The sequence below is a fragment of the Mycolicibacterium helvum genome (assembly GCF_010731895.1).
In the GTDB taxonomy this organism is placed as follows: Bacteria; Actinomycetota; Actinomycetes; order Mycobacteriales; family Mycobacteriaceae; genus Mycobacterium; species Mycobacterium helvum.
Window position 1 is genome coordinate 598,216 of the sequence record NZ_AP022596.1, and the last position, 25,175, is coordinate 623,390.

A 25,175-nucleotide genomic window follows, 5' to 3' on the forward strand; every position below is an offset into this window, starting at 1 on the left:
GTTCGGATCAGACCATGCGGATGTGAATCTCGCAGTTGGTCGAGGCTTCCAGCGCGGTGTGCACCCGACTCTCCGGGATCCGAGCCATGTCATCTTTGCGCAACGTCACGACGATGATGTCGTAGCCGTCACCGCCGGCGGTTCGCTCGATCTCACCGCGCAAGCCGAAACCGGCCAGCACCCCGTGAACGTCCTCGTCGGTGCCACGACTGACATAGGTCACCACACCGGAGACCGGCTCCGTGCCGAAGGCCTTGGTACACAAGGTGATCGCACCGCGGGTGAATCCGTCTGGATCGTTGGCGTCGGTACTGCTGATCAACAGTTCGGCAACACGCCGACCACGCGGCATCGCGGCCAGACTGTTGTCGACCACCGTCACGCCGTCCTGTTCGGCAAGAGTGCGCAGCGCCGCGACGCCCTCGGTGAGCTGGGCCGGCGTCAGCTCACCAGACGGGTCGACATCGACACGAACCACAGCCGTTCTCATGCGCCTCAGCGTAGCGACCGCGTGCCGAGCGCCCGAACCAGAAGAGGTGACCGATGAACACGACCGCACCCGCGGGCACGGCCTTGACCGTCGCCACCGCACCCGGCTGCTCATCCCGATTGCTCCGGCTGCCTGAGACGGTGGAGAACATGAGCGCCTACGCGTCCGCCGGCGGCTACGAGCTCCTGGCGAACGCCGAATCGCTGCTCGCCGAGGTGGAGAACTCCGGCCTGCTGGGCCGCGGCGGTGCCGCGTTCCCGCTGGCGGTCAAACTGCGGACCGTGCGCGCCGCGCACACCAGGGGCCACGAGACGGTGGTGCTGGCCAACGGTGAGGAAGGCGAGCCTGCTTCGGTCAAGGACCGCTGGCTGCTCCGCCACCGCCCGCACCTAGTGCTCGATGGCGTGCGACTGGCCGCGCGGCTGGTCGGTGCGACGCGGGCCTATGTCTATGTGTCCGATCCGGATGCGACGCGCACCATCGATATCGCACTCAACGAAGTCGGCTTCGATACGGTTGGTGGCCTGGATATTTCGATCGTGACCGTGGAACCCGGTTACGTGGCCGGCGAGGAAACCGCGGCGGTGCGGGCCATCAACGGCGGGCCGGCCAAACCGACCGACAAGCCGCCACGACCGTTCCAGCACGGTATCTCCGGGCATCCCACCCTGGTCAGCAACGTCGAAACCCTGGCGAACCTGCCGTATCTGCAGCGCCACGGCGCGGCGGCCTTCCGGTCAGCCGGCACGGCCGCGTCCCCGGGCACCTTCCTGGTGACGATCACCGGCGCGGGACTGCCACCCGCCCTGTACGAAGTCCCGCACGGCATGTCGTTCACCGACCTACTTGCGCTTCACGGTGTTTCACCGGAATCGGTCCAGGGCGCCCTGATGGGCGGCTACTTTGCCGGGCTGCTCAACCGCGATGTGCTGGGCACCACCCTCGACCACGAGACCTTCCGTCAGCTGGGCAGCGGCCTTGGTTGCGGTGCGATCGCGATCCTGACCGACGACTGCCCGGTGGCGGTGGCAGCGTCGGTACTGGCCTACTTCGACCGCGAGAACGCCGGGCAGTGCGGGTCGTGCTTCAACGGCACGGCGGCGATGGCCGCGGCGGCGGGTGCACTGCGCGACGGGCTAGCGACCGCCGAAGACGTTGCCCGCCTGCAGCGTTGGTCAGTCGTGCTTCGCGGCCGTGGTGCCTGCGCCACCCTTGACGGGGCGGCCAACGTCGCGGCCAGCCTGCTCAAACATTTCCCCCAGATGGTCGAACAGCATCTGGCCGGCGCGTGCGATCCCTGCCACTCGGCCGCGTTCAGCGCCCAGCGGCCCTACGAAGTGGAGGCGGTGACCCAGCGATGAGCAGGGCGATGCGAATCCGGCTGGACCGGACGATCTGCGACGGCTTCGGCATCTGCGCCAAGCACGCGCCGAAGCACTTCTCACTCGACGACTGGGGTTATGCATCCCTGATCGGCGACGGCACCGTCGAGGGGGCCGACCGCGACGATGTCTTGCGGGCGCTGTTCGACTGCCCGGTGCACGCGATCGTGGAGATCAGCGGCGACGAATTCGACGGCGAGGCACGACCAAGCCCGGATACGCCGGCGGCCGATGAGACGCCGGTCTTCGAGGCGCGCTGGGGCTACGCCCAGTGAGCCGCGTTCCCCTGCCACAGGTCGTGGGAGAGAACGAGTTCTTCTGGACCTCCGGCGCCGACGGCACACTGCGCATCCAGGAATGTCAGGGCTGCACAGCGCTGATCCACCCGCCCCAGCCGGTGTGCCGGTACTGCGGCAGCCACGTTCTCAAGGCGCGCCCGGTCAGTGGGCGGGCGGTGCTGTCAGCCTTCACCGTCAACCAGCGTTTCAGCATTCCCGGATTGCCGGCACCCTACGTAGTGGCGCAGGTCGCGATCACCGAGGACCCGCGCGTCCGGTTGACCACCAACATCGTCGACGCCGATCCCGATGACCTGGAACTGGGCCAGCTCGTCGAGGTCGTCTTCGAACAGAACGACGACGTCTATCTCCCGCTATTCCGTCCGGTTACACCGAAGCAGATTGCCGAGACACCGGCCGACGAGATCCCCCCGCAGGACTTCGCCAAACATGTCCGGCCGCCGCTGACCACGACCAAGTTCGAGGAACGTTCGGCGATAACGGGTATCGGCGCATCGCGGCTGGGACGCCGGCTGATGGCCAACCCGCTGGCGCTGACAGTCGAGGCCTGCGAGGCCGCGGTGGCCGACGCGGGATTGACGTTCGCCGATATCGACGGACTGTCCACCTACCCGGGCCTCGACATCGCCGGCATGGGCGAAGGTGGAGTGACCGCACTGGAAGGTGCACTGGGACTGCGTCCCGCCTGGTTCAACGGCGGGATGGAAACCTTCGGCCCGGGGGGGTCGATCATCGCTGCCATGATGGCGATCGCCACCGGGATGGCCCGGCACGTGCTGTGCTTCCGCACCCTGTGGGAGTCGACGTTCCAGGAACTGCTCAAGCAGGGCAAGATGGCTCCCCCCGGCGGCCTGCGCACCACCAGCTGGCAGATTCCCTTCGGTGCCACGTCGGCCGCGCACACATTGGCGCTCAACGCCCAACGCCACTTCGCGCGGTATGGAACCACCCGCGAGACGCTGGGCTGGATCGCGCTCAACCAGCGCGCCAATGCCGCGCTGAACCCCACCGCCATCTACCGCGACCCGATGACCATGGACGACTACCTGTCGGCGCGACCGATCACGACACCGTTCGGGCTCTACGACTGTGACGTGCCCTGCGACGGCGCGGTGGCGGTGATCGTCTCGGCGGTGGAGACCGCGCATGACATGCCCAAGCCGCCGGTGTTATTCGAGGCGGTGGGCACGCAGATCATCGAACGCACCGATTGGGATCAGTCCACACTGACGCACGAGCCGCAGGTGCTCGGCCAGGCGGCGCACATGTGGACCCGAACATCGTTGCGCCCCAGTGATGTCGATCTCGCCGAGCTCTACGACGGATTCTCGTTCAACTGCCTGTCCTGGATCGAGGCGCTCGGGTTCTGCGGTATCGGCGAAGCCAAGGACTTCCTGGACGGCGGCACCAACATCGCGCGGGACGGGGTGCTGCCGCTGAACACCCACGGCGGCCAGCTCTCGCACGGCCGCACCCACGGTATGGGCCTGATCCACGAGGCCGTCAGCCAGCTGCGCGGCGAGGCCGCTGACAGGCAGGTCGCCAATGCCAAAGTCGCAGTGGTCAGTAGCGGCGGGCTGACGCCGAGCGGCGTGCTGCTGATGCGGGTCGATGACTAGCGCGGCGAGCGAGAAGCCGAAGGCGGATCGCGCATGAGCCAGGTGCCCACCCGTCGGGTGGTGCCGGTCGACGGGATCCCGATGTCGGGCCTGTTCGCGCAAGCCCCCGCCCCCCGGGCGGTCATCGTCGCGCTGCACGGCGGGGCGTCCTCGGCGGCCTACTTCGACTGCCCGGGGCACCCCGACCTGTCGCTGTTGCGCAGCGCTGCCGCGGCAGGTTTCACGGCCGTGGCCCTGGACCGGCCGGGCTACGGCGCGTCGGCCCCGTACTCCGACCAGATGTGGGAGCCGCAGCGCCGGGTCGAACTGGCCTACGCGGCCGCCGACGCGATGCTCGGCACACGTGACCGCGGCGCGGGCCTGTTCATCCTCGCCCATTCCAACGGCTGCGAACTTGCGCTGCGGATGGCTGTCGACGAGCGCGGACGTGACCTACCGGGTCTCGAACTGGCCGGCACCGGTCTGCGCCAATACCCCGCTGCCGCAGCCATTCTCAAGCAGGCCACGCCCACCCACCGGCCCGCGGGCATCCGCGAGCTGATCTGGGCGCCCGAGGAGCTCTACCCCGCCGACGTCGTCAACGCCGTCGGATCCGCGGGCGCACCACCACAGGAAGCCGGGGTGTCGGCCAACTGGGCCGGCCGCGACTTCCCGGCACTGGCCGCCCACGTCGTCGCGCCGGTCCGGTTCACCGCCGCCGAGCACGAGCGGGTGTGGGACTCCACCCCCGAGGCGCTGGCCGATATCGCCGCGTTGTTCGTCCAATCGCCGCACGTCGAGCTCCACCATCAGGATGGCGCAGGACACAACCTGAGCCTGGGTGTCGCAGCAGCGCACTACCATTCGAGCGTTTTTTCGTTTGTGAACCACTGCATCACCGCTGATGCGAACCAGGAGGCTGGCTAATGCGTGTCGGATTCATCGGGCTGGGCAGCCAGGGCGCGCCCATGGCGCGCCGGATCGTCGAGGGTGGTTACCCGACCACGCTGTGGGCCAGGCGGGCAGCGTCGCTGGAACCGTTCGCCGATACCGCGGCGACGGTGGCGGCCACCCCGGCGGAACTGGCCGCGAACAGCGACCTGGTCTGCCTGTGCGTGGTCGGTGACGCCGACGTTCTCGAGGTCGCCACCGGCGAGGGCGGGGTGCTGTCGGGACTGCAGCCCGGCGGCATCATCGCGGTGCATGCCACGGTGCACCCCGACACCTGCCGGCAGCTGGCCGAGACGGCCGCCGCCCAAGGTGTGGCCGTCGTGGACGCACCGGTCAGCGGCGGCGGCCCGGCAACCCAGGAAGGCAAGCTTCTGGTGATGATCGGTGGTGACGAGGACACCGTCGAGAAGGTCCGGCCGGTGTTCGCCACCTACGCCGACCCGATCGTCCACCTCGGTGGCGTCGGCGCCGGACAGGTGACCAAACTGCTGAACAACCTGCTGTTCACAGCGAACATCGCCACCGCCAAGACCGCACTCGACCTCGGCGCGGCACTGGGCGTGGCACCGGAGAACCTCTCCGAGGTGATCACCCGGGGCTCGGCGAACAGTTTCGCGCTGGGCAGCGTGGCCCGCTTCGGCGGCAGCCTCGACATCCTCAAGCAGGTCGCAGCGGGGCTGCTACACAAGGACGTCAGCCTCATCGCCGGTATCGCCGAGAAGGCCGGCGCCCAGCCCGGTGCGGTGCTCGATGCGGCCGACGCAGCGTTGAGGTTGATGGACAACCCCCGGTGAAAGTCGGCTTCGTCGGCACAGGCCGGATGGGCGCACCCATGGTGCGCCGCCTGGTCGGCGCCGGCCACGACGTCAGGGTGCTGGGCCGCACGCCCGAACAGCTCTCCGCCGCAAAGGATTTGGGGGCTACGCCGACCGATGGCCTGGCGGAGCTGGCCCGCGAGGCCGACGCCGTGGTGGTCTGCGTGTTCACCGACGAGCAGGTACGGCAGGTGTGCCTGACCGATGACCTGCTGGGTGCGATGCCCTCAGGCTCGGTGCTGGTCTTACACACGACCGGCAGCCCGCGCACCGCCGAGGCCATCGCCGATCGGGCCGGCGCGCGCGGCGTCGGCGTGATCGATGCACCGGTCAGCGGCGGACCCCACGACATCACTGCCGGGACAGTGACGTTGTACATCGGCGGCGACGACCAGGCGGTGCAGCAGGCGCTCCCGCTGCTGTCCAGCTACGGCGATCCGGTGCTGCACGTCGGACCGCTCGGTTTCGGCCAGCGCGTCAAGCTGATCAACAACACGCTGTTCGCCGCGCAGATCGGGATCGTGGCCGAGGCGGTGCGACTGGCCGGCCGGCTCGGCGTCGACGAGGCCACCCTGCTGAGCGCCCTTCCCCACGGCAGCGGCACCAGCCGGGCCCTGGACTCGATTGCCCGTGTCGGCTCGGCCGCCGGATTCATCGGCGCCGTCGGCGAATTCATCGGCAAAGACATCGCCGTCGTCCGCGCCACGGTGGCCGATTTGGGCAGTGACCTCGGCCTGCTCGATGAGGTGGTCGACGCCGGACTTTCCGGCCAGAAGACTAGGTGATTCGGCCATTTTCCGCTCTCCCGTATGCCCCACTGTTAGCGTTACAATCATCCAGCCTTCCGTAACGCTTTTGAACCAGCCCTCGCCTCGGAGGAGAACGCAATGACCCAGGCCGAACTCGTCTTCGATCCGTTCTCGCAGGAGTACTTCAACAACCCGTTCGACATCTACCGTCGGATGCGGGACGAGGCACCGCTGTACTACGACGCCAACGAGGACTTCTACGCCATCTCGCACCACGAGGACGTGTCGGCGGCCTTGAAGGACCACGACAGTTTCTCGTCGTCGCGGGGCTGCGATCTGGCCATGGTCAAGAGCGACGAGCTGCCACAGAAATCGATCATCTTCATGGACCCGCCCGAGCACCGGCACATGCGCAGCTTGCTGAACAAGGCGTTCACACCGCGCGCGGTGCAGTCGCAAAAGGAAGTCGTCAACGAACTCGCCGATAAGTACCTCGCTGCGGCCAATCCCGACGCATTCGACGTCGTGCAGGATTTCTCCGGGCCGTTCCCGGTCGAGGTCATCACCCGAATGGCCGGGGTGCCCGAGGAATACCGCCAGCAGGTTCGGCACTGGATCGACACGAGCCTGAGCCGTGAACCTGGGCAGATCGGTTACAGCGAGGCCGGCATGCAGGCCAACATCGACACCGGGATCTACTACTACGGCCTAGTGCAGGAACGCCGCGCCGACCCGCAGGACGACATGATCAGCCGCCTGATCGCGGCCGAGATCCCCGACGACGACGGCAATCTGCGCCGGCTCGACGACATCGAAATCTGTGGCTTTGCAACGCTTCTCGGCGGGGCGGGCGCTGAGACCGTGACCAAGCTGATGGGGACCGCGGCGGTCACTTTCGCTCGCTTCCCCGACCAGTGGGAGAAGCTGCTGGCAGACCGGGACAAGGTCCCCGCCGCGGTGGAGGAACTGCTGCGCTACGAAGGCCCGGTGCAGTACAACGTGCGCTTCACGCTGCGCGACACCGAGGTGCCGAGCGGGAAGATTCCGGCCGGTAAGCCGGTGTTCCTGTTGATGGCCTCGGCCAACCGGGACTCGGCCGCTTTCACCGACGCCGACGTCTTCGATATCGACCGCGACCGCACCGAGGCGCAGAATCTGGGCCTCGGCTATGGCATCCACAGCTGCCTGGGCGCTGCCCTGGCTCGCATGGAAAGTGCTATCGCACTGGAGAAACTGCTCGACTTCATGCCCCGCTACGAAGTGCGATGGGACGGTTTGCGGCGAGTCCAGATGCAGAATGTCGCGGGTTACTCGCACGTCCCGGTTAAGGTGCTGCGATGAAGATCGAAGTGGATTTCGGCCTGTGCGAGGCCAACGCGATCTGCATGGGGATCATTCCGGAGGTGTTCGAGGTCGACGACCAGGATTGCCTGCACGTCCACAACGACGACGTGACCCCGGAGAACGAGGCGCAGATCCGAGATGCGGTGCGCCAGTGTCCCCGACAGGCCATCTCCATCAAGGAATAGCGCTCTGCGGACGGCGGGCCCATCCAGATGACGACACTGCTCGACCACGAACCCAACTTCGCTCAGCCGTGGGCGTCTCATCGCAAGCGGATCTACCTCGGCACCGCGCTGTTCACCGCGTTCATGTTCGTCATGATGACGATCGGGGGTCGTCACCGGGCTGAGCGTGTTCGTCACCTGGACACGACTGATCCGGCCCGGCCTCGCGCTGGAATCCCGGATTCGTTGTCTGTGGATGGCCTTCGCCGGTGTGGCCATCCTGATGAGTAGTACCGCCGTGTATTTCCTGGCGGAGGTGGGCGCCGGCTTCTCCGACATCGGCCAGGGCGCGTTCGGCTTGTGGTTCAAGTTCATTGGCGAGAACGTGCCGTTCATCGTGCTCCCGCCGGTGGTTCTCTACTCGATCCATGTGCAGATCGACTACCTCACCCGCAAGGCCGCCCGAGCCGGGGCGGGCGATCTCAGCTAGCGGGGATCAGGTCGGCGCCGATCGGCGGACAGCTCATCGCGCCGCTTCGGAAGGTCTCAGTCGGCGCCACCGCGATATCACTGATCGCCGCCGCCGCCAGTGCCTGCGCCTTGAACACACGTGCCGCCGAACTCAGCCGGTGTTCGACCGAATCCACATTGCGGTCGAGTTCGACGGGCCGCGCCTCACCCCACAGCGCCACCTCGGTCATGCCGTAGTCCAGAGCCCGCAGCACACCTTCGCGGACCCGGGCGTCGGTGTCGACGAGATCGGCGGCGACCGCCAGCGCCTGCGGGTGCGGCTGATCGTCGCCGGCCGCGAGCACGGATTCGAAGTCGACGGTCTGGGCCCCCAGGATCGACAGGGGCCGGGTGTCACCGGGCTCGGCGAGCAAGACGTTGACGTCCCACCCGGCCATCACCCGGTCGAAGATCCAGCCGCCGGCATGCTGCACCGCCTCGGCGACGCTGGGCGCGACGATGTCGAGCCGGTATCTCATGATCCGGCGTTCGGTTTCAGCTGAGTCGCCAGCGACCTGGAGTATTCCCTGAACACTTGCGTCAGCGGTATCGACGGGTCGAGTAGCCATGAGGTCTCCATTCCGTTCACAAATGCCAGGATTTCCACGGCCTTGCGGGCCGCGTTCACGTCTGTTCGATAGCGACCCTGCGCCTGGCCGCTGCGGATGCGCTCCGCGATGATCTCCACCGCCTGCCGGTAGCGGTCCACCAGGCGGTCGTGCAGCGGGGCGTCGGGGGCGATGTTCTCCACCATCAGCACCGCGAAAGTCCCGACCAGCTGGGGCGACCGGTCGAATCGGTCGGCAGCATTGGCGATGCCCTCGACGAGGTCGCCGGTCAGATAGTCGGCGTGCTCACTGTCGTCGGCATCGCGGGCGTCGAGCACTGCGTGCAGCAGCTGCTCCTTGGATTCGAAATGGTGCAGCAGCCCGGCAGCAGTGACGCCGGCCTCACTGGCAATCTGCGCCAGGGTGGTGTTGCGCCAGCCGTTTCGCGCCAGCAGCCGCTGCGCAACATCGAGAATGCGCTGTTTACGGTCCTCACCCTTGGCGAGAAGGGTCGCGTAGGGGCGGGTCTCCGTCACTGCGCTCCCTTCCCAGACCAACCTAGTGAACACACAGTAGGTTGGTTTGGGCGGATGTGACAAGGGTCTCAGTAAAAAAATTCCAGTAGGCCGCGCGCTCGGCCCGAGATCGACGTCACGGCCGCGACGGGGTCCGTACAAGCAGCCGTGAGGTCGACCTCGCGGGCCGGCAGGACTGGCCGAGCACAAAGGCCAATTCGCGCCGGTTACAAACCCAGCGACTTGGCGATGATCACCTTCATCACCTCGCTGGTACCGGCGTAGATCCGGGCCACCCGCGCATCGGTGTAGAGCCGGGCAATCGGATACTCCATCATGTAGCCGTACCCACCGAAGAGCTGCAGGCAGCGGTCGATCACCCGTTGCTGCATCTCAGTGCAAAAGAGCTTGACCCGCGCCGCGTCGGCACCACTGAGATCGCCCTCGACGTGCAGCATCACCGCCCGGTCGAGCATCGCCTGGGCGGCCTCCACCTCCGTCGAGCAGGCAGCAAGCTCGAACTTGGTGTTCTGAAAAGAGGAGACCGAGGCACCAAATATCTTGCGGCTCTGGGTGTATTCGATCGCGGCAGCGATCGCCGACCGGGCCTGTGCCACCGATCCGACCGCCACGGTGAGCCGCTCCTGCGCCAGGTTGTGCCCCAGATAGCTGAAGGCCTGACCTTCGGCGCCCAGCACGTTGGCGGCAGGCACACGCACGTCGACGAACGACAGCTCCGCGGTGTCTTGCACCTTGCAGCCCATCTTCTCCAGCTCACGCCCACGGGTGAAGCCCGCCATCCCGTCCTCGACAACCAGCAGTGTCAGGCCGGCGCGACGGTTGTCCGGGTCGGTGGAGGTGCGAGCCACCACGACCACCAAATCCGCTTGCATGCCACCGGTGATGAACGTCTTGGCGCCGTTGACGATGTAGTCGTCGCCGTCTCGCACGGCCGTCGTGCGCACCCCGGCCAGGTCCGACCCGGTCCCCGGCTCGGTCATCGCGACCGCGGTCAGCAGCGTGCCCGCGGCAAGCCCGGGAAACCACCGGGTGCGCTGCTCGTCATTCGCGTAGTGCAGGAAGTACGGCAGGATCACCTCGAGCTGGGTGCGCACCGTCGACAGCGTCACCAGGGCGCGCGCCGCTTCCTCCTGCAGCACCACGCTGTAGCGGTAGTCGTCCTGTCCCCCGCCGCCATACTCCTCGGGCAACGTGATGCCCATGATCCCGGTCTCGCCGAGCTTGGCGAACGTCTCACGCGGCATCCGACCCGCCTTCTCCCACTGCGGATATGCGGGTACGACCTCCTTCTCGATGAAGTCTCGAGCGAGTTCGCGGAAGGCTTCGTGGTCTTCGGTGAACAGATCGCGGCGCATCAGGCCCCCGTCAATTGATCAGCTCGACGATGGTGGCGTTGGCGGTGCCGCCGCCTTCACACATCGTCTGCAGCCCGTAGCGAATTCCGTTGTCGCGCATGTGGTAGAGCATGCGCGTCATGAGCACCGCACCCGAGCCGCCGAGCGGGTGACCCAGCGCGATGGCCCCGCCCAGCGGGTTGAGCCGCTCGGTCGCAGCTTTAGTGTCGGCCGCCCATGCCAGCGGCACCGGCGCGAACGCTTCGTTGACCTCGAACACCCCGATGTCGTCGATACCCAGCCCGGTTTTGCCCAGCACCTTCTGCGTCGCCGGGATGGGACCGGTGAGCATCAGCACCGGATTAGCGCCGGCGACCGCGCCGGCGACGTAGCGCGCCAGTGGCGTCCAACCTTGTCGGGCAGCATGTTCGGCGGTGGTGACCAGCAGCGCGGCCGCGCCGTCGGAGATCTGTGACGAGTTACCGGCGTGGATGACGCCGTCCTCGGTGAATGCCGGCTTGAGGCCGGCCAGTTTCTCGACGGTGGTCCCCCGGCGGATGCCCTCGTCGGCGTCGACCACACCGCCCTCGGTGGCCACCGCGACGATCTGCTCGGTGAAGGCACCGCGATCCTGTGCGGCGGCGGCGAGTTCGTGGCTGCGCGCCGAGAACTCGTCGAGATCGGCGCGGCCCAAGCCCCACTTCTGGGCGATCATCTCCGCCGAAATGCCTTGGTTGAATGAGAAATCGTCGTAGCGCTCAATCACCTTGGGGCCATATGGCATGCCGGTGGCGCGTGCCGAGCCGAGCGGAACGCGGCTCATCACCTCCACCCCACCGGCGACGACCACATCCTGCTGACCGGACATCACCGCCTGCGCCGCGAAATCCAGTGCCTGCTGGCTGGATCCGCAGGCGCGATTGACCGTGGTCCCTGGAATGGATTCCGGCCACCCGGCCGCCAGAACGGAGAACCGGCCGATGTTGCTGGACTGGTCACCGACCTGGGACACACACCCCCACACCACGTCGTCGACCGTTGACGGGTCGAGTCCGGTGCGCGCGGCGAGCGCGTTCAGCACCAACCCCGACAGGTCGGCGGCGTGCACGCCGGACAGTCCGCCGTTTCGCTTGCCGACCGCAGTGCGGACCGCCTCGACAATCACCGTTTCCCGCATTACTGCTCCTGCTCCTTAGTTTCCAGGACTTCTCACGCGACAACACCCTGCTCCCGCAGGCGGGCGATCTCGTCGCCGGACAAGCCCAACTCGGCCAGCAGCGCATCGGTGTGCTCACCGAGGCCCGGCACCGGGCCCATCGGCTGCTCATAACCGGCGATGATCGGCGGCGGCAGGATGGCCTCGATCGGCCCGGCCGTGGTCTGCACTGTCCGCCAGCGGTCGCGATCCGACAGCTGGGGATGTGCGAGCACCTCACTGGGCAGGTTGTAGCGGGCATTACCGATGCCCGCGGTGTCAGCGGTCTTCTGGATGTGCGCGAGATCGTACTTAGCACACCAGGTTTGGATGGCCTCGTTGAGGACATCGCGGTTGGCGACGCGATCGGAGTTGGTGGCGAAGCGCGGGTCGTCAGCCAGGTCAGGCCGCTCGATGATGTCACGGGCCAGCCGTTGCCACTCTCGGTCATTGGTGGTGCCCAACACAACGGTCTGGTTGTCGGCGGTGTCGTAGGAGCCATAGGGCGCGACCGCCGGGGAGTTCATCCCCAACGGTTGCTGGTCGATTCCGGAGTGCTGAGCGTAGGTCAGCGGATAACCCATCAAGTCCATCATCGTGTCGAACAGGCTCACGGTGACCGCCGCACCCCGGCGCTCCCGCTGGCCGCGGGAGATCAGCATCGCCATGATCGACAGCGCCGAGTACAGCCCGGTGGAGATGTCGGCGATGGGCGGGCCGGGCTTGGCCGGCATACCGGGATAGCCGGTAACTGCACATGATCCGGACTCGGACTGCGCCAAGAGGTCGTAGGCACGCTTGTTCGACAGCGGGCCGCCCGCGCCGTATCCGTCGATCTCGACGGCGATCACATCGGGTTGGCGGTCGCGCAGTTGCTCGGCTGAGATGCCGAGCCTGGCGGTGGAGCCGGGCGCCAGATTCGACACCAGCGCGTCGGCGCGGTCGAGCATCCGGTGCAGGATCTCCAGGCCCTCGGGCGACTTCAGGTCCAGCGCGATGGATTCCTTGTTGCGGTTGGCCCAAACAAAGTGCGCCGCAAGGCCACCCGGGCCATTGACGACGTCGTCGTAGTGTCGGGCGAAGTCCCCGCCCGCCGGATTCTCCACCTTGATCACGCGGGCCCCGAAATCGGCCAGCACCCGCGTACAGATCGGCGCCGCTATCGCCTGTTCCAGAGCCACGACGGTGATACCGGCCAGCGGGGCTGCCGGTCGTTGCGCAGAAGTCATCAGATCACCATACGGACGGCCGAGCGGCTGCTGGCCACTAGTAACTCTTGGGCAAGCCGAGCACGTTGGCGGCGAGGAAATTGAGGATCATCTCCTGGCTGACTGGGGCGATCTTCATCAGCCGCGATTCACGGAAGAATCGGGAAATGTGGTACTCCTCGGAGTAACCCATGCCGCCGTGAGTCTGCAACGCGCGGTCGGCCGCCCCGAACCCGGCGTCCGCGCACAGATATTTGGCCATATTGGCTTCCCGACCGCACGGCTTTCCGTTGTCGTAGAGCCAGGTCGCCTTACGCAGGATCAGCTCGGCGGCATCCAAGCGCGCCAGCGAGTCGGCCAGCGGGAACTGGATGCCCTGGTTCATCCCGATCGGCCGGTCGAACACCACGCGTTCGTTGGCGTATTTCACCGCCCGGTCCAGTGCCACCCGCCCGATGCCGAGCGCCTCGGCAGCGATCAACATCCGTTCCGGGTTCAGCCCGTGCAGGATGTAGGAGAATCCCTGGCCCTCTTCACCGATGCGGTCAGAGACCGGGACGCGCAGATCGTCGATGAACACCTCGTTGGAGCTGACCGCATTGCGCCCCATCTTCTTGATGGGCCGGATATCGACGTGGTCCCGGTCGATGTCGGTGAGGAACAGTGACAAGCCGTCGGTCGGCTTGCCCCCGCGCTTTTCCGCGTCCTCGCGGCTCTCGGTTCGGGTCAGCAGCAGGATCTTCTCGGATTCCAGCGCCTTGGAGATCCATACCTTGCGGCCGTTGACGATGTAATGGTCGCCGGAGTTGTCCCGACTGCGTTTGGCGAATGTCGTGATCCGCGAAGTATCCAGTCCGGCACCGGGTTCGGTAACGCCGAAGCAGACGTGCAAGTCTCCATTGACGATTCGCGGCAGCGTCGCGGCCTTCATCTCGTCGGAGCCGAACACCACCACCGGCTGCATACCGAAGATGGACATGTGGATCGCACTGGCGGCGTTCATAGCTCCGCCAGAGCGGGCGACCTCCTCGGCCAACAGTGTGGCCTCGGTGATGCCCAGACCGTGGCCGCCGTATTCCTCCGGGATGGTCATCCCCAGCCAACCGCCCTTGGCGATGGCGTCGTAGAACTCTGAAGGGAACTGGTGCTCCTGGTCCTTATCCATCCAGTACTGGTCGTCGAAGCGTGATGCCAGCTCCCGCACCGACTTACGGATCAGTGCCTGATCCTCGGTCAGCTCGAAGCTCATCCCTGCGGACATCTTCGCCCTCCAGTTCCTCGGGTGGTCGGTGACCACATAGGTCATCGTCGGCGCGAAGGGTCTGCCCGCCTCGCACCGACGACCAACGACTCGGCGTGCGGCTTTAGGTGCCGCTGTTCGCCTTGGCGGCGTCCATCAAGGCACTGTCGCCCCGTTCGCCCTTCTGATGATGGCTGCGCGCCTGGATCGACACGTCGTGGCCCTCGGCCGCCTTGCGCAGCGCGCCGACGGTGGCCTGCTCACGCGCGATGTGAGTGAACGGGTCCCAGTGGTACCAGCGGCACGCGTTCTCGTAGGTCATCTTGTTGATCTCGGCGTCGGGCACGTCGTGTTCCTTCAGGACCTCGTCGAGCTGCTCGGGGGCACCGGGCCACATCGAGTCGCTGTGCGGGTAGTCGGCCTCCCAGCAGATGTTGTCGATTCCGATGGCGTTACGCAGCTGCACACCAACATGATCGGAGATGAAGCACGTGAGGAAGTGCTCCCGGAAGACCTCCGACGGCTTCTGCCTGCCGAAGTCCTGCCCAGTCCAGGTCGAGTGCATCTCGTAGGTGCGATCGGCGCGTTCCAGGAAGTAGGGAATCCAGCCGGTACCACCCTCCGAGAGCGCGATCTTGAGGTTCTTGTATTCCTTGATCGGCCTGGACCACAACAGATCCGCAGCGGCCTGCACGATGTTCATCGGCTGCAGCGTGATCATCACGTCCATCGGAGCGTCCGGCGCGGTGATCGCCAGCTTGCCCGACGAGCCGATGTGAACGTTGAGCACCGTGTCGGTGTCTACCAGCGCCTCCCACATCGGCTTCCAGTGGTCGAAGTCGTGGAAACTCGGATAGCCCATCGCCGCCGGATTCTCGCTGAATGTCAGGGAGTGCACACCGCGCGCGGCATTGCGGCGGATCTCCGCGGCGCATGCCACCGGATCCCAGATCACCGGCAGCGTCATCGGAATGAACCGCGCCGGATAGGCGCCGCACCACTCCTCGACATGCCAGTCGTTGTAAGCCTGCACCAGTGCCAACGAGAACTCCGGGTCTTCGGTGGCAAACAACCGGCCGGCGAAGCCGGGGAAGGACGGGAAACACATCGATCCGAGAATGCCGCCGGCGTTCATATCCTTGACCCGCTCGTCGACGTCGTAACAGCCGGGCCGGATCTCGTCGAGCCCCTGCGGCTCCAGGCCGTACTCCTCCTTGGGCCGGCCAGCGACCGCATTCAACGCGACGTTGGGAATGACGATGTCGCGGAAACGCCACATATCCGAGCCGTCGGGGTTGTGGACCAGCCGGGGTGCGTCGTCGACGTACTTCTGCGGCAGATGGTTTTTGAACATATCGGGCGGCTCAACGATGTGATCGTCGACGCTGATCAGGATCATGTCCTCGTTGCGCATGGCATTCCTTCCGTGGCGACCCGCTTAATGAAAACTAGCTTCTCATTCCACGAGAATCAACATTCGACAGTTGCCTCACCGGTGCGCCGCGGCCCCCATCCGAGCCCCCACCACACCCGCCCGACCTCGGATTTTCCGCGCAGCTCACAAGCGGGGATTGACCTTCCGGCAAGATCATGAAAATCTGTTATCCGGATATGAGAATGCGATTCTCTACCTTGAGAGGGGGTTACCTGTGCGCTTGACGCCGCTACCAGCCGAACAGTGGGACGACGAGGTGCAGTCCGCCCTGAAGAGCATGCTGCCGCGTGACCGACAGAACCCCGAGGGTGCCGGAACAGCGCTGTCCACCCTTGTGCGACATCCCGACCTCACCAAGGCGTACCTGGGCTTCAACGTCTACTTGTTGTTCGGCTCCACGCTTCCAGCCCGGCTGCGCGAGGTGGCCGTGCTGCGGGTCGCGCATCGTCGCGACTGCACGTACGAGTGGGAGCACCACGTCGAGATGGCCAAGGCGGAGGGCCTGACCGAGGCCGACGTCGAGGCCATCCGGCGCGGCGAGGCCAATGACGAGCTCGACCGGCTGGTACTGAAGGCCACCGACGAACTCGAGGACAAATCCAATCTCACCGACGAAATCTGGGCCGCGCTCGGCGAACATCTCGACGAGCGCCAGCGCATGGATTTCGTCTTTACCGTCGGCGCCTACGGCATGTTGGCCATGGCGTTCAACACTTTCGGCGTGCAGCTCGAGAACGAAAGGTAACTACGTTGGCATTTTTCCCGAAACCAGCTGCGGGTAGCTGGACGCAGAACTGGCCCGAACTGGGCACTGGTCCCGTCGATTACACCGACTCGATCGACCCCGAACAGTGGAAGCTCGAGCAGCAGGCGATCTTCAAGAAGACCTGGCTCCAGATGGGCCGGGTGGAACTCATCGGCAAGAAGGGCAATTACGTCACCCGCGAGCTGCCGTCGGTCGGTCCCGGGGTGTCGATCATCATCGTCAATGACGGTGACGAAGTCCGCGCGTTCTACAACTTCTGCCGCCACCGCGGCAACAAGCTGGTATGGAATGACTATCCAGGCGAAGAGGTTTCGGGCTCGTGCCGGCAGTTCACCTGCAAGTACCACGCCTGGCGCTACTCACTCAAGGGTGACCTGACCTTCATCCAGCAGGAAGGCGAGTTCTTCGACGTCGATAAGGCGGACTACGGGCTGGTGCCGGTGCGCTGCGAGGTGTGGGAGGGCTTCATCTTCGTCAACTTCGACGACAACGCCATCGGGCTGCGGGAGTACCTGGGCGAGTTCGCCGAGGGCCTCGAGGGCTACCCATTCCACGAGATGACCGAGCACTACAGCTACCGCTCGGAGGTCAACGCGAACTGGAAGCTCTTCATCGACGCGTTCACCGAGTTCTATCACGCGCCGATCCTGCACATGAAGCAGGCGGAGCGGGAAGAAGCCGAGAAGCTGGCCAAGTTCGGCTTCGAGGCGCTGGCCTACGACATCAAGGGTGACCATTCGATGGTGTCGTCGTGGGGCGGTATGTCCCCACCCAAGGACCTGAACATGGTCAAACCCATCGAACGGATCCTGCACAGCGGACTCTTCGGCCCGTGGGAACGGCCCGACATCAAGGGCATCCTGCCCGATGAGTTGCCGCCGGCAATCAACCCCGGCCGCCACAAGACCTGGGGCACTGACTCATTCGAGTTTTTCCCCAACTTCACGCTGCTGTTCTGGGCGCCGGGTTGGTACCTGACGTACAACTACTGGCCTACCGCGGTGGACAAGCACATCTTCGAGGCCGACCTGTACTTCGTGCCGCCCACGAATCTGCGGCAGCGGCTCTCGCAGGAGTTGGCGGCCGTGACGTTCAAGGAATATGCATTCCAAGACGCCAACACGCTGGAGGCTACCCAGACCCAGATCGGCACCGGGGTCATCAAGGACTTCCCGTTGTGTGATCAGGAAATCTTGCTGCGCCACCTTCATATGACCGCACACCAGTACGTGGACAGGTACAAAGAAGCCATGGCCAACGGAAACGGCTCAGCTGCCGCCAAGCTGATGAAGGAAGACGCAAATGTCTAAGCTGCCAGAAGAATTCGCCGATTTGGAGCGCTTCAGCGACTGGTGCCTGCCGACAGAGGAAGAGCGCTACGAGAAGCGGCTGAACTCGACGATGTCCGAGATGCAGGAGTTGTACGACGCCGGCATGGAACGGCTCGAAGACATCATGGTCTACGTCGACGCCCGCTTCCCACTCAAGGGGATGCCGGAGGACGCCAAAGCCCTGGTCCACTTGGGACAGTCGATCGTCCAGGTCAGCTTTCCGATCGAGGTGTGGAAGCAGCCCCGCGTGCTCGACAGCGGCGCGGCCTATATCCAACTCATCAAGGAGCCGGTGGTCTAGTTTGTCTGCTCTTCACGCAAGCGGTTCATCGCCGCGCGCAACGACCCTCAAGGCGGCCGGGTACGTCGACGTCGACGCGGGCGAGATCGTCCGCCCCGGCATCGTGAAGGTCGATGGCGACCGAATCGTCGCCGTCGGTGGCGACATCGATGCGGAGTCATCGACTGTGCTCGATCTGGGGGACGCCATCCTGCTGCCCGGCCTGATGGACATGGAAGTCAACCTCCTGATGGGCGGCCGGGGGGAAACCCCCGGCCTTTCCCAGGTTCAGGACGATCCGCCGACCCGGGTCCTGCGCGCGGTCGGCAATGCCCGGCGCACATTGCACGCCGGGTTCACCACGGTGCGCAACCTCGGACTCTTCGTCAAGACCGGCGGCTATCTGCTTGACGTCGCATTGGGCAAGGCCATCGACGCCGGCTGGATCGAAGGCCCGCGCATCGTCCCGGCCGGCCATGCCATCACCCCAACCGGCGGCCACCTGGACCCGACGATGTTCGCCGCGTTCATGCCCGGCGCCCTTGAGTTGACGGTCGAGGAGGGCATCGCCAACGGGGTCGACGAGGTCCGCAAGGCGGTGCGGTACCAGATCAAACACGGGGCGCAACTGATCAAGGTGTGCGTCTCCGGCGGTGTCATGTCGCTGACCGGCGAAGCAGGCGCGCAACACTATTCGGATGACGAGCTGCGTGCGATCGTCGATGAGGCACACCGGCGCGGGCTGCGAGTGGCCGCGCACACCCACGGCGCCGAGGCGGTCAAGCACGCGGTCGCATGCGGGATCGATTGCATCGAGCACGGCTTCCTGATGGACGACGAGGCGATCCAGATGCTCGTCGACAATGACCGGTTCCTGGTCACCACTCGCCGCCTGGCCCAGGCGATGGATGTCTCACACGCGCCGAAGGAGTTGCAGGACAAGGCGGCGGTGATGTTCCCGAAGGCCGAGACGTCGATCAAGGCGGCCTACGAGGCCGGGGTGAAGATCGCCGTCGGCACCGACGCGCCCGCGATCCCGCACGGTAAGAACGCCGACGAGTTGGTCACCCTGGTGGAATGGGGCATGCCGCCGGCCGCGGTGCTGCGGGCCGCCACCGTCGTCTGCGCCGACTTGATCAACGTCACCGACCGTGGCCGGATCGCCGAGGGGCTGCTGGCCGACATCATTGCCGTACCCGGTGATCCGTTGTTCGACATCACCGTTACCAAAGACGTTCGCTTCGTCATGAAAGGCGGGAAAGTCTATGTCCACAAGAAGGACTGACGATATCGTCGAGATTCAGCAACTGCTGGCCCGCTATGCGGTGACCATCACCCAGCTTGACGTCGAGGCCCTGGTCAAGGTCTTCACCGAGGATGGTACCTACAGCGCGTTCGGTGAAACCTATTCGCTAGGCCGGTTTCCGGAGCTCGTCGAGGCAGCGCCCAAGGGGCTGTTCATGACCGGCGAGTCGCTGGTCGAATTCGACGAGAGCGACCCTGACGCCGCCACCGGAACCCAGCCGCTGTGCTTCATCGAGCACTCCGCCCACGACATGCGCATCGGCTACTACCGCGACACCTACCTGCGGACCGAACAGGGCTGGCGGCTGCGGACCCGCGCGATGACCTTCATCCGGCGCACCGGTGTGCACGATTCGGGCCGTCCGCACGCGATCGGCCGGCCGGCGGGCGGATGACCGCGGCAGCCGAATCCGGTACGACCGTCGAAGAGTTCCGCAGTCGGTTGAGGGCCTGGCTCGACGCGAACGACCTGACGCCCGGTCCGGATCATTCCCTGCCGGCACACATCGAGCAGATGAGCCGAGTCCGCCGGGCCCTGTACGACGCCGGGTGGATGCGATACGGCTGGCCCGAAGAGGTGGGCGGCCTTGGCGGGTCGGTGATCATGCGGATGGTGGTCGCCGAAGAGGTGCTCGGCCGCAATATCGCCGAGCCGGGCCCGTATTCGATGATGGAAGTCCTTGTGCCGACCATGATCTCGTATGCCCGCCCGGAGCTGGCCGCCGAGATGGTGCCGCGCTATCTGCGCGGCGAGGAGCACTGGTGCCAGGGCTTCTCAGAACCTGGCTCGGGTAGTGACCTGGCGTCGTTGTCCACCAAGGCCACCCAGCGCGGTGACGAGTGGGTGATCAACGGCCAGAAGGTGTGGACCAGCTTCGCCCAGTTCTCCAAGCGCTGCGTGCTGCTGACCCGCACCGGATCGCCGGACACCCCCAAACATGAAGGCATCACCGCCTTCTTCGTCGACATGGATTCGCCGGGCATCATGGTGCGGCCGCTGCACACCATGCACGGGGTCGACGAGTTCTGCGAGGTCTACTTCGATGACGTCGTCGTGCCAGCCGATCGCATGCTCGGCAATCCCGGGGACGGCTGGCGACTGGCCAACGACCTGTTGCCGTTCGAGCGGTCGACCTGCTTCTGGCAGCGGATCTCGTATTTGTTCACCCGGTTGGACCGGCTGACCGCCGACGCCACCGACGCCGGGGACTCCGAGCTCGGGGCGGCCTACCTGGCCCTACACACCGTCCGCTGCCGGTCGGCGAGCACCCAGCACCGCTTCGCCGATGGGGCGAAGCTGGGCGCGGAGACCTCGATCGACAAGGTGCTGCTGGCCAGCGCCGAACAGCGCCTCTACGAGACCGCGCGCGATGTACTGCCGGGTGTCCTCGAACTCGATGAGACGCCTTGGCGGTCGGAGTTTCTGTACTCGCGGTCGGCCACCATCTACGGCGGCACCGCCGAGATCCAGCGCAATATCATCGCCCGCCGGCTCCTCGACCTCGGGAAGGAATGAGACGTGGACGACGGCGAACTCGGGATGCTGGCTGACACGCTGACGAAGTCGATGACCTCCGCGGCTGCCGCAGGAACACCCAATGTCGAGGATGTCCTCGCCGACCTCGGCTGGCTGGAGATGCTCGACGAAATCCCGGCTGAGGCAACCGCTCTGGTGTTCCGGCTGCTCGGCCAGACCGGCACTCACGCCGGTGTGGTCAACGACGTGGTACTCGCGGCGGCCGGACGCGCACCCGGCGGGACGATCGCACTTCCGTACACCGGCGGCCGCTGGGTGGTTTGGGAGCGCACCGACGACGCGCACTCGGCGCTGGATCCCGAACTGCCCATCCGCACCACCGAGGCCGGTGACGAGGTCCCGCTGGCCAAGGGGCGCCTCGCGCTCGGGTGGTGGCTGGCGGGCTCGGGGCGGGCGATGCTGACGCTAGCCCGTCAGCACGCCGTGGATCGGGTCCAGTTCGGCCGACCTATTGCGTCGTTCCAGGCAGTGCGTCATCGGCTGGCCGAGACCCTGGTCGCGATCGAGGGCGCCGAAGCGACCCTGTTCGCAGCCCAGGACGACGGGAGCGACCTAGCCTGTTTATTGGCCAAGGCGGCGGCCGGTCAGGCCGCGCTGACCGCGGCCAAGCACTGCCAGCAGGTGCTCGGCGGCATCGGCTTCACCGACGAGCACGACCTGCACCGGCACGTGAAGCGCGTCTACGTGCTCGATGGGCTGCTCGGTTCGGCACGTGACCTGACCCGGGAAGCGGGTGCGGTCGTTCGCTCGCTGGGGCACGCCCCACGGCTGGGAAATCTGTGACGTACGCCATGGCGGCGAATGTGCTGGTCGCCCTTTAGACTGTGCGGAACGAAAAATTCAGCCCATATTGGATTGAGAACGTAATTCTCTTCGCTGAGAGTAGTACTCTCTTAGCGTGAGCCACATCCGAACCGCTGATTCGCGCTCGTTTAGAGTCCAGCAGTGAACAGTCCAAGCGAAGAGCCTGCCTGGAAGCAGCGCGCTGTTGAGCGGTCCATCCGGACCGCCAAGGTGCGTGCCGGGCAGCGCGTGCAGCGATTCTTGGATGCCGCACAGGCCATCATCACCGAAAAGGGCAGCACCGACTTCACCGTGCAGGAAGTGGTGGACCGGTCGCGCCAGTCGTTGCGCAGCTTCTACTTGCAGTTCGACGGTAAGCACGAGCTGCTGCTGGCGCTGTTCGAGGACGCACTGAGCCGCGCTGCCGATCAGATCCGGGCCGCGACATCGGCCCAGAAGGATCCGCTGGACCGGCTCAAGGTGGCCGTCACCCTGCTCTTCGAGCTTTCCCGGCCAGACCCGGCCGCCCGTCGACCGCTGTTCACCGACTTCGCACCGCAACTGCTGATCTCGCATCCCACCGAGGTGAAGGTCGCCCACGCACCGCTGGTCGCGCTGTTTTCCGAGCTGATGATCGAGGCCGCCGCAGCCGGTGAGCTGCGCGAGGACGCGAACCCACGCCGGATGGCGGCCATGACGATGCAGACCATCATGTTCATCGCCCAGTCGAGCTCGGTGGAGGACGAGGAGATCCACACGCCGATCAGCGGCGAAGAAGTCTGGACCTTCTGCTCCCAGGGCTTCGCCCGTAAGTAGTGCGCCGGCTCACTGCGGTTCGGTCGCCGGCGAAAGTCCTTGTGCGATGAGCGTTTCCGCGGCGCTGTAGGGATCGCACCGGCCGTCGGCAACGGCGTCGGCCAAAGCATCGAGATCCGGGTGGCTGTGCAGACGGCTCTGCGCCAGCGACAGCACCTGTGCCCGCGCCCGCGCGGTGCGCCGGGCCGGCGTGTCAGCACGGCGGTGGGCCTCGATCGCCTCGATGAGCTCCCCCACCCCTTCCGCCCTGGCGGCAACCAGGGTCAGTACCGGAACGTGCGTCTCGAACTTGAGGTCGCGCACCGTCTGGGCGGCACCGTCCCGGTCGGCCTTGTTCACCACCACCAGATCGGCGACCTCAAGTAAACCCGCCTTGGCAGCCTGGACGGCGTCGCCGGCACCCGGATTGAGGATCACGATCGTGGGATCGGCGACCGCGGCGATCTCGATCTCGGACTGTCCGACTCCCACGCTCTCCACCAGCACGACGTCATGGCCCAGCGCGCCGAGCAACCGGATGGCGGCGGGCACGGCGGCGGCCAGGCCACCGAGATGACCGCGGGTGGCCACCGATCGGATCAACACGCCGGGGTCGTTGATGTGGGCAGCCATCCTGATCCGGTCACCCAGCAGAGCCCCGCCGCTGTACGGCGACGACGGGTCCACCGCGAGCACCGCGACCCGTTGTCCGCGTTCGCGATACGCCGCGACCAGCACCGCGATCGTCGTCGACTTACCGGCACCAGGCGGACCCGTCACGCCGACCACCGGCACCACGGCCGGACCGACCAGGGCGAGCACCTCGTCACGGCGGGCGCTCTCGACGAGGCTTAAAAGTCGCCCGACAGCGCGGGTGTTCCCGCCGCGGGCTGCGGCGATGAGCTCGGCGACGTCCATAGACGGCAACGCTAGCGCGGAGATGGTCACCACTTCGGGTTGATCTTTTTCGAGCCCCATGAGAATACTATTCTCTCAAGTAGAGAGTGTCAGTTGCAAGAAGGGTAACGTTATGCAGATCAGTGGGACTTCGGCCGTCGTCTTCGGTGGCGCGGGCGGCCTGGGCGAGGCGACCGTGCGCAAACTGCACGGGGCAGGGGTCAAGGTCGTAATCGCCGACTTGTCCGATGAGAAGGGCGAGGCACTCGCCGGCGAGCTCGAAATTCCCTACGTGCGCACCGATGTCACCAACGACGACGATGTGTTGGCCGCGATTGCCGCGGCCGAGGCGCTCGGCCCGCTCCGCGTCTCGGTGGACACCCACGGCGGCCCGGCCGGCGGCGGCCGGCTGGTCGGCAAGGACGGTTCGCCGATGGAGATGGCGGCGTTCACCAAGACCATCACCTTCTACCTGACCGCGGTGTTCAACGTTATGCGGCACGTCGCCGCCGCGATGGCCCGTCAGGAGCCCGACGAGAACGGTGCCCGCGGCGTCATCATCAACACCGCGTCGATCGCCGCGTTCGAAGGCCAGATCGGGCAGCTGCCCTACTCGGCCGCCAAAGGCGGTGTCGTCGCGATGACACTGGTTGCTGCACGCGATCTTTCGCCGCTGGGGATCCGGGTGATGTCGATCGCGCCGGGCACCATCAACACCCCCGCATACGGCAAGGCTGCCGATCAGCTGGAGGCATACTGGGGCCCGCAGGTACCGTTCCCCAAGCGGATGGGACGTTCGGTCGAGTACGGCGCACTGGCACTGTCCATCGCCGAAAACGACTACCTCAACGGCGAAACCATCCGGCTGGACGGCGCATTGCGCTTCCCACCGAAGTAGCGCCCCCGCTACTTCTTGGCTGACTTTTCTACGAGCCCATCGACGATCGTGTTGAAGTCGGCGGTGCCGAACGACACGTACTCCGCGAGGTTCGCGTAGTCCAGCGAGGCCATCACCGACTTTTCCAGCTGCAGGTTCATCAACCGCTTGGTGGCTTCGACTGCCTGCTGCGGCAGTTCGATGATCTTCTTAGCACACGCGATCGCCTCGGACACCGGTTCAGCGACAACATGATTCGCCAGCCCTAGTTCCACGGCACGCTGAGCCTTGATGCGCACACCGGTCAGGGCGAACTCCTTGGCCTGCAGCAGAGAGATCTGCGATCCCCACACCAGCGGGCCGCCGTCGGCGGCGACCAGGCCGATGGACACGTGCGGGTCGGCGAAGAATGCGTTCTCGGCGATGTAGACGATGTCGGAGAGTGCGGCCAGGCTGCAGCCCAGCCCGACAGCCGGCCCATTGACGGCGGCGATCACCGGAATCCGGCAGCGGACCATGCCGATCACCAGATCGCGACCATGCTTGATCGTCTTCTGCCGCAACGCTTCATCGTTGCGCAGCTCATCGAGGTAGTTGAAGTCGCCACCCGCAGAGAACGCCCGCCCCGAACCGGTGATGACGGCCGCCCGCGCGGAGGCATCCTCGTTGAGCGCCTCCCAGATCTTGGCCAGTCCGACGTGGAGGTTGTCGTTGACGGCGTTCAGCTCGTCCGGACGGTTCAGCGTGATGATGCGCAGCGGGCCATCGGCTTGCACATCGATCTCGTCTGGCATGTCGTACATGAG

27 protein-coding genes and 1 pseudogene are annotated in these 25,175 nt (G+C 65.9%); 18 read left to right on the top strand and 10 right to left on the bottom strand.

The window, feature by feature from the left end; translation table 11 throughout:
* Window positions 1-7: 7 nt before the first annotated feature.
* Complete coding sequence (locus G6N38_RS02715) at window positions 8-490, bottom strand: hypothetical protein (RefSeq protein ID WP_163746136.1); 483 nt, start codon at window positions 488-490, stop codon at window positions 8-10.
* A gap of 53 nt (window positions 491-543) precedes the next feature.
* Between G6N38_RS02715 and G6N38_RS02720 the strand changes: the two genes are divergently transcribed.
* The 9 genes and pseudogenes from G6N38_RS02720 to G6N38_RS02760 all read left to right on the top strand — a co-directional run.
* Window positions 544-1,851 (top strand): NADH-ubiquinone oxidoreductase-F iron-sulfur binding region domain-containing protein, encoded by a 1,308-nt coding sequence (locus G6N38_RS02720; protein ID WP_163746137.1) that lies wholly within the window; start codon window positions 544-546, stop codon window positions 1,849-1,851.
* 8 nt (window positions 1,852-1,859) lie between these two features.
* Entirely contained in the window at window positions 1,860-2,147 is a 288-nt protein-coding gene (locus G6N38_RS02725) for a ferredoxin (protein ID WP_163751760.1), read from the top strand.
* A complete protein-coding gene (locus G6N38_RS02730; RefSeq protein ID WP_163746138.1) occupies window positions 2,144-3,790 on the top strand; it encodes a thiolase C-terminal domain-containing protein in 1,647 nt (548 codons plus the stop codon). Before G6N38_RS02725 ends, G6N38_RS02730 begins: the two co-directional genes overlap by 4 nt.
* 33 nt (window positions 3,791-3,823) lie before the next feature.
* Window positions 3,824-4,696: an alpha/beta fold hydrolase gene (locus G6N38_RS02735; protein ID WP_163746139.1), complete on the top strand. Its 873-nt coding sequence runs from the start codon at window positions 3,824-3,826 to the stop codon at window positions 4,694-4,696.
* Complete coding sequence (locus G6N38_RS02740; RefSeq protein ID WP_163746140.1) at window positions 4,696-5,514, top strand: NAD(P)-dependent oxidoreductase; 819 nt, start codon at window positions 4,696-4,698, stop codon at window positions 5,512-5,514. The genes G6N38_RS02735 and G6N38_RS02740 overlap by 1 nt, the downstream gene beginning before the upstream one ends.
* Window positions 5,511-6,320 carry an NAD(P)-dependent oxidoreductase gene (locus G6N38_RS02745; protein ID WP_163746141.1) on the top strand — a complete coding sequence of 270 codons (810 nt, stop codon included), beginning with the start codon at window positions 5,511-5,513 and terminating at the stop codon, window positions 6,318-6,320. The genes G6N38_RS02740 and G6N38_RS02745 overlap by 4 nt, the downstream gene beginning before the upstream one ends.
* Window positions 6,321-6,422: 102 nt before the next feature.
* Window positions 6,423-7,625, top strand: coding sequence for a cytochrome P450 (locus G6N38_RS02750; protein ID WP_163746142.1), 1,203 nt, complete (start codon window positions 6,423-6,425; stop codon window positions 7,623-7,625).
* A complete protein-coding gene (locus tag G6N38_RS02755) occupies window positions 7,622-7,813 on the top strand; it encodes a ferredoxin (RefSeq protein ID WP_163746143.1) in 192 nt (63 codons plus the stop codon). Before G6N38_RS02750 ends, G6N38_RS02755 begins: the two co-directional genes overlap by 4 nt.
* A 145-nt stretch (window positions 7,814-7,958) precedes the next feature.
* A pseudogene (locus G6N38_RS02760) lies at window positions 7,959-8,282 on the top strand (emopamil-binding protein); the annotation flags it as partial.
* On the opposite strand, the gene G6N38_RS02765 reads toward G6N38_RS02760, so the two are convergent.
* The 7 genes from G6N38_RS02765 to G6N38_RS02795 all read right to left on the bottom strand — a co-directional run bounded on the left by G6N38_RS02765 (window position 8,275) and on the right by G6N38_RS02795 (window position 15,777).
* Complete coding sequence (locus tag G6N38_RS02765) at window positions 8,275-8,781, bottom strand: hypothetical protein (RefSeq protein WP_163746144.1); 507 nt, start codon at window positions 8,779-8,781, stop codon at window positions 8,275-8,277. The pseudogene G6N38_RS02760 and the gene G6N38_RS02765 overlap by 8 nt on opposite strands.
* On the bottom strand, window positions 8,778-9,386 hold the full coding sequence (locus tag G6N38_RS02770; protein WP_163746145.1) for a TetR/AcrR family transcriptional regulator: 609 nt from the start codon (window positions 9,384-9,386) through the stop codon (window positions 8,778-8,780). The genes G6N38_RS02765 and G6N38_RS02770 overlap by 4 nt, the downstream gene beginning before the upstream one ends.
* 206 nt (window positions 9,387-9,592) lie before the next feature.
* A complete protein-coding gene (locus tag G6N38_RS02775; protein ID WP_163746146.1) occupies window positions 9,593-10,741 on the bottom strand; it encodes an acyl-CoA dehydrogenase family protein in 1,149 nt (382 codons plus the stop codon).
* Window positions 10,742-10,751: 10 nt separating this feature from the next.
* Window positions 10,752-11,897: a thiolase family protein gene (locus G6N38_RS02780; protein ID WP_163746147.1), complete on the bottom strand. Its 1,146-nt coding sequence runs from the start codon at window positions 11,895-11,897 to the stop codon at window positions 10,752-10,754.
* A 32-nt stretch (window positions 11,898-11,929) separates the two neighbouring features.
* Window positions 11,930-13,144 (bottom strand): CaiB/BaiF CoA transferase family protein, encoded by a 1,215-nt coding sequence (locus tag G6N38_RS02785; RefSeq protein ID WP_163746148.1) that lies wholly within the window; start codon window positions 13,142-13,144, stop codon window positions 11,930-11,932.
* 37 nt (window positions 13,145-13,181) lie between these two features.
* Window positions 13,182-14,384 (bottom strand): acyl-CoA dehydrogenase family protein, encoded by a 1,203-nt coding sequence (locus tag G6N38_RS02790; RefSeq protein WP_163746149.1) that lies wholly within the window; start codon window positions 14,382-14,384, stop codon window positions 13,182-13,184.
* A gap of 103 nt (window positions 14,385-14,487) precedes the next feature.
* Complete coding sequence (locus G6N38_RS02795; RefSeq protein WP_163746150.1) at window positions 14,488-15,777, bottom strand: amidohydrolase family protein; 1,290 nt, start codon at window positions 15,775-15,777, stop codon at window positions 14,488-14,490.
* A gap of 235 nt (window positions 15,778-16,012) precedes the next feature.
* On the opposite strand from G6N38_RS02795, the gene G6N38_RS02800 reads away from it, so the two are divergent.
* The 8 genes from G6N38_RS02800 (at window position 16,013) to G6N38_RS02835 (ending at window position 22,616) form a co-directional block, all read left to right on the top strand.
* Window positions 16,013-16,543, top strand: coding sequence for a carboxymuconolactone decarboxylase family protein (locus tag G6N38_RS02800; protein WP_163746151.1), 531 nt, complete (start codon window positions 16,013-16,015; stop codon window positions 16,541-16,543).
* 5 nt (window positions 16,544-16,548) lie between these two features.
* Window positions 16,549-17,874 (top strand): SRPBCC family protein, encoded by a 1,326-nt coding sequence (locus G6N38_RS02805; RefSeq protein WP_163746152.1) that lies wholly within the window; start codon window positions 16,549-16,551, stop codon window positions 17,872-17,874.
* Complete coding sequence (locus tag G6N38_RS02810; protein WP_163746153.1) at window positions 17,867-18,196, top strand: hypothetical protein; 330 nt, start codon at window positions 17,867-17,869, stop codon at window positions 18,194-18,196. The genes G6N38_RS02805 and G6N38_RS02810 overlap by 8 nt, the downstream gene beginning before the upstream one ends.
* A gap of 1 nt (window position 18,197) precedes the next feature.
* Window positions 18,198-19,460 carry a metal-dependent hydrolase family protein gene (locus tag G6N38_RS02815; protein ID WP_163746154.1) on the top strand — a complete coding sequence of 421 codons (1,263 nt, stop codon included), beginning with the start codon at window positions 18,198-18,200 and terminating at the stop codon, window positions 19,458-19,460.
* Window positions 19,441-19,875, top strand: a complete 435-nt coding sequence (locus tag G6N38_RS02820) for a nuclear transport factor 2 family protein (RefSeq protein ID WP_163746155.1) — start codon at window positions 19,441-19,443, stop codon at window positions 19,873-19,875. The genes G6N38_RS02815 and G6N38_RS02820 overlap by 20 nt, the downstream gene beginning before the upstream one ends.
* Window positions 19,872-20,996: an acyl-CoA dehydrogenase family protein gene (locus G6N38_RS02825; RefSeq protein ID WP_163746156.1), complete on the top strand. Its 1,125-nt coding sequence runs from the start codon at window positions 19,872-19,874 to the stop codon at window positions 20,994-20,996. The genes G6N38_RS02820 and G6N38_RS02825 overlap by 4 nt, the downstream gene beginning before the upstream one ends.
* 24 nt (window positions 20,997-21,020) lie before the next feature.
* A complete protein-coding gene (locus G6N38_RS02830; RefSeq protein WP_163751761.1) occupies window positions 21,021-21,800 on the top strand; it encodes an acyl-CoA dehydrogenase family protein in 780 nt (259 codons plus the stop codon).
* 162 nt (window positions 21,801-21,962) lie between these two features.
* Window positions 21,963-22,616, top strand: a complete 654-nt coding sequence (locus G6N38_RS02835; RefSeq protein ID WP_163746157.1) for a TetR/AcrR family transcriptional regulator — start codon at window positions 21,963-21,965, stop codon at window positions 22,614-22,616.
* 9 nt (window positions 22,617-22,625) lie between these two features.
* On the opposite strand, the gene meaB is transcribed toward G6N38_RS02835, so the two are convergent.
* Window positions 22,626-23,513, bottom strand: a complete 888-nt coding sequence (meaB, locus tag G6N38_RS02840) for a methylmalonyl Co-A mutase-associated GTPase MeaB (RefSeq protein ID WP_163751762.1) — start codon at window positions 23,511-23,513, stop codon at window positions 22,626-22,628.
* Between the two features lie 112 nt (window positions 23,514-23,625).
* On the opposite strand from meaB, the gene G6N38_RS02845 reads away from it, so the two are divergent.
* The gene (locus G6N38_RS02845; RefSeq protein ID WP_163746158.1) at window positions 23,626-24,390 is read left to right on the top strand and encodes an SDR family NAD(P)-dependent oxidoreductase; all 765 of its coding nucleotides are present in this window, start codon (window positions 23,626-23,628) and stop codon (window positions 24,388-24,390) included.
* 8 nt (window positions 24,391-24,398) lie between these two features.
* Here G6N38_RS02845 and G6N38_RS02850 read toward each other — a convergent pair whose 3' ends face one another.
* On the bottom strand, window positions 24,399-25,172 hold the full coding sequence (locus G6N38_RS02850) for an enoyl-CoA hydratase/isomerase family protein (RefSeq protein ID WP_163746159.1): 774 nt from the start codon (window positions 25,170-25,172) through the stop codon (window positions 24,399-24,401).
* Window positions 25,173-25,175: the final 3 nt, after the last annotated feature.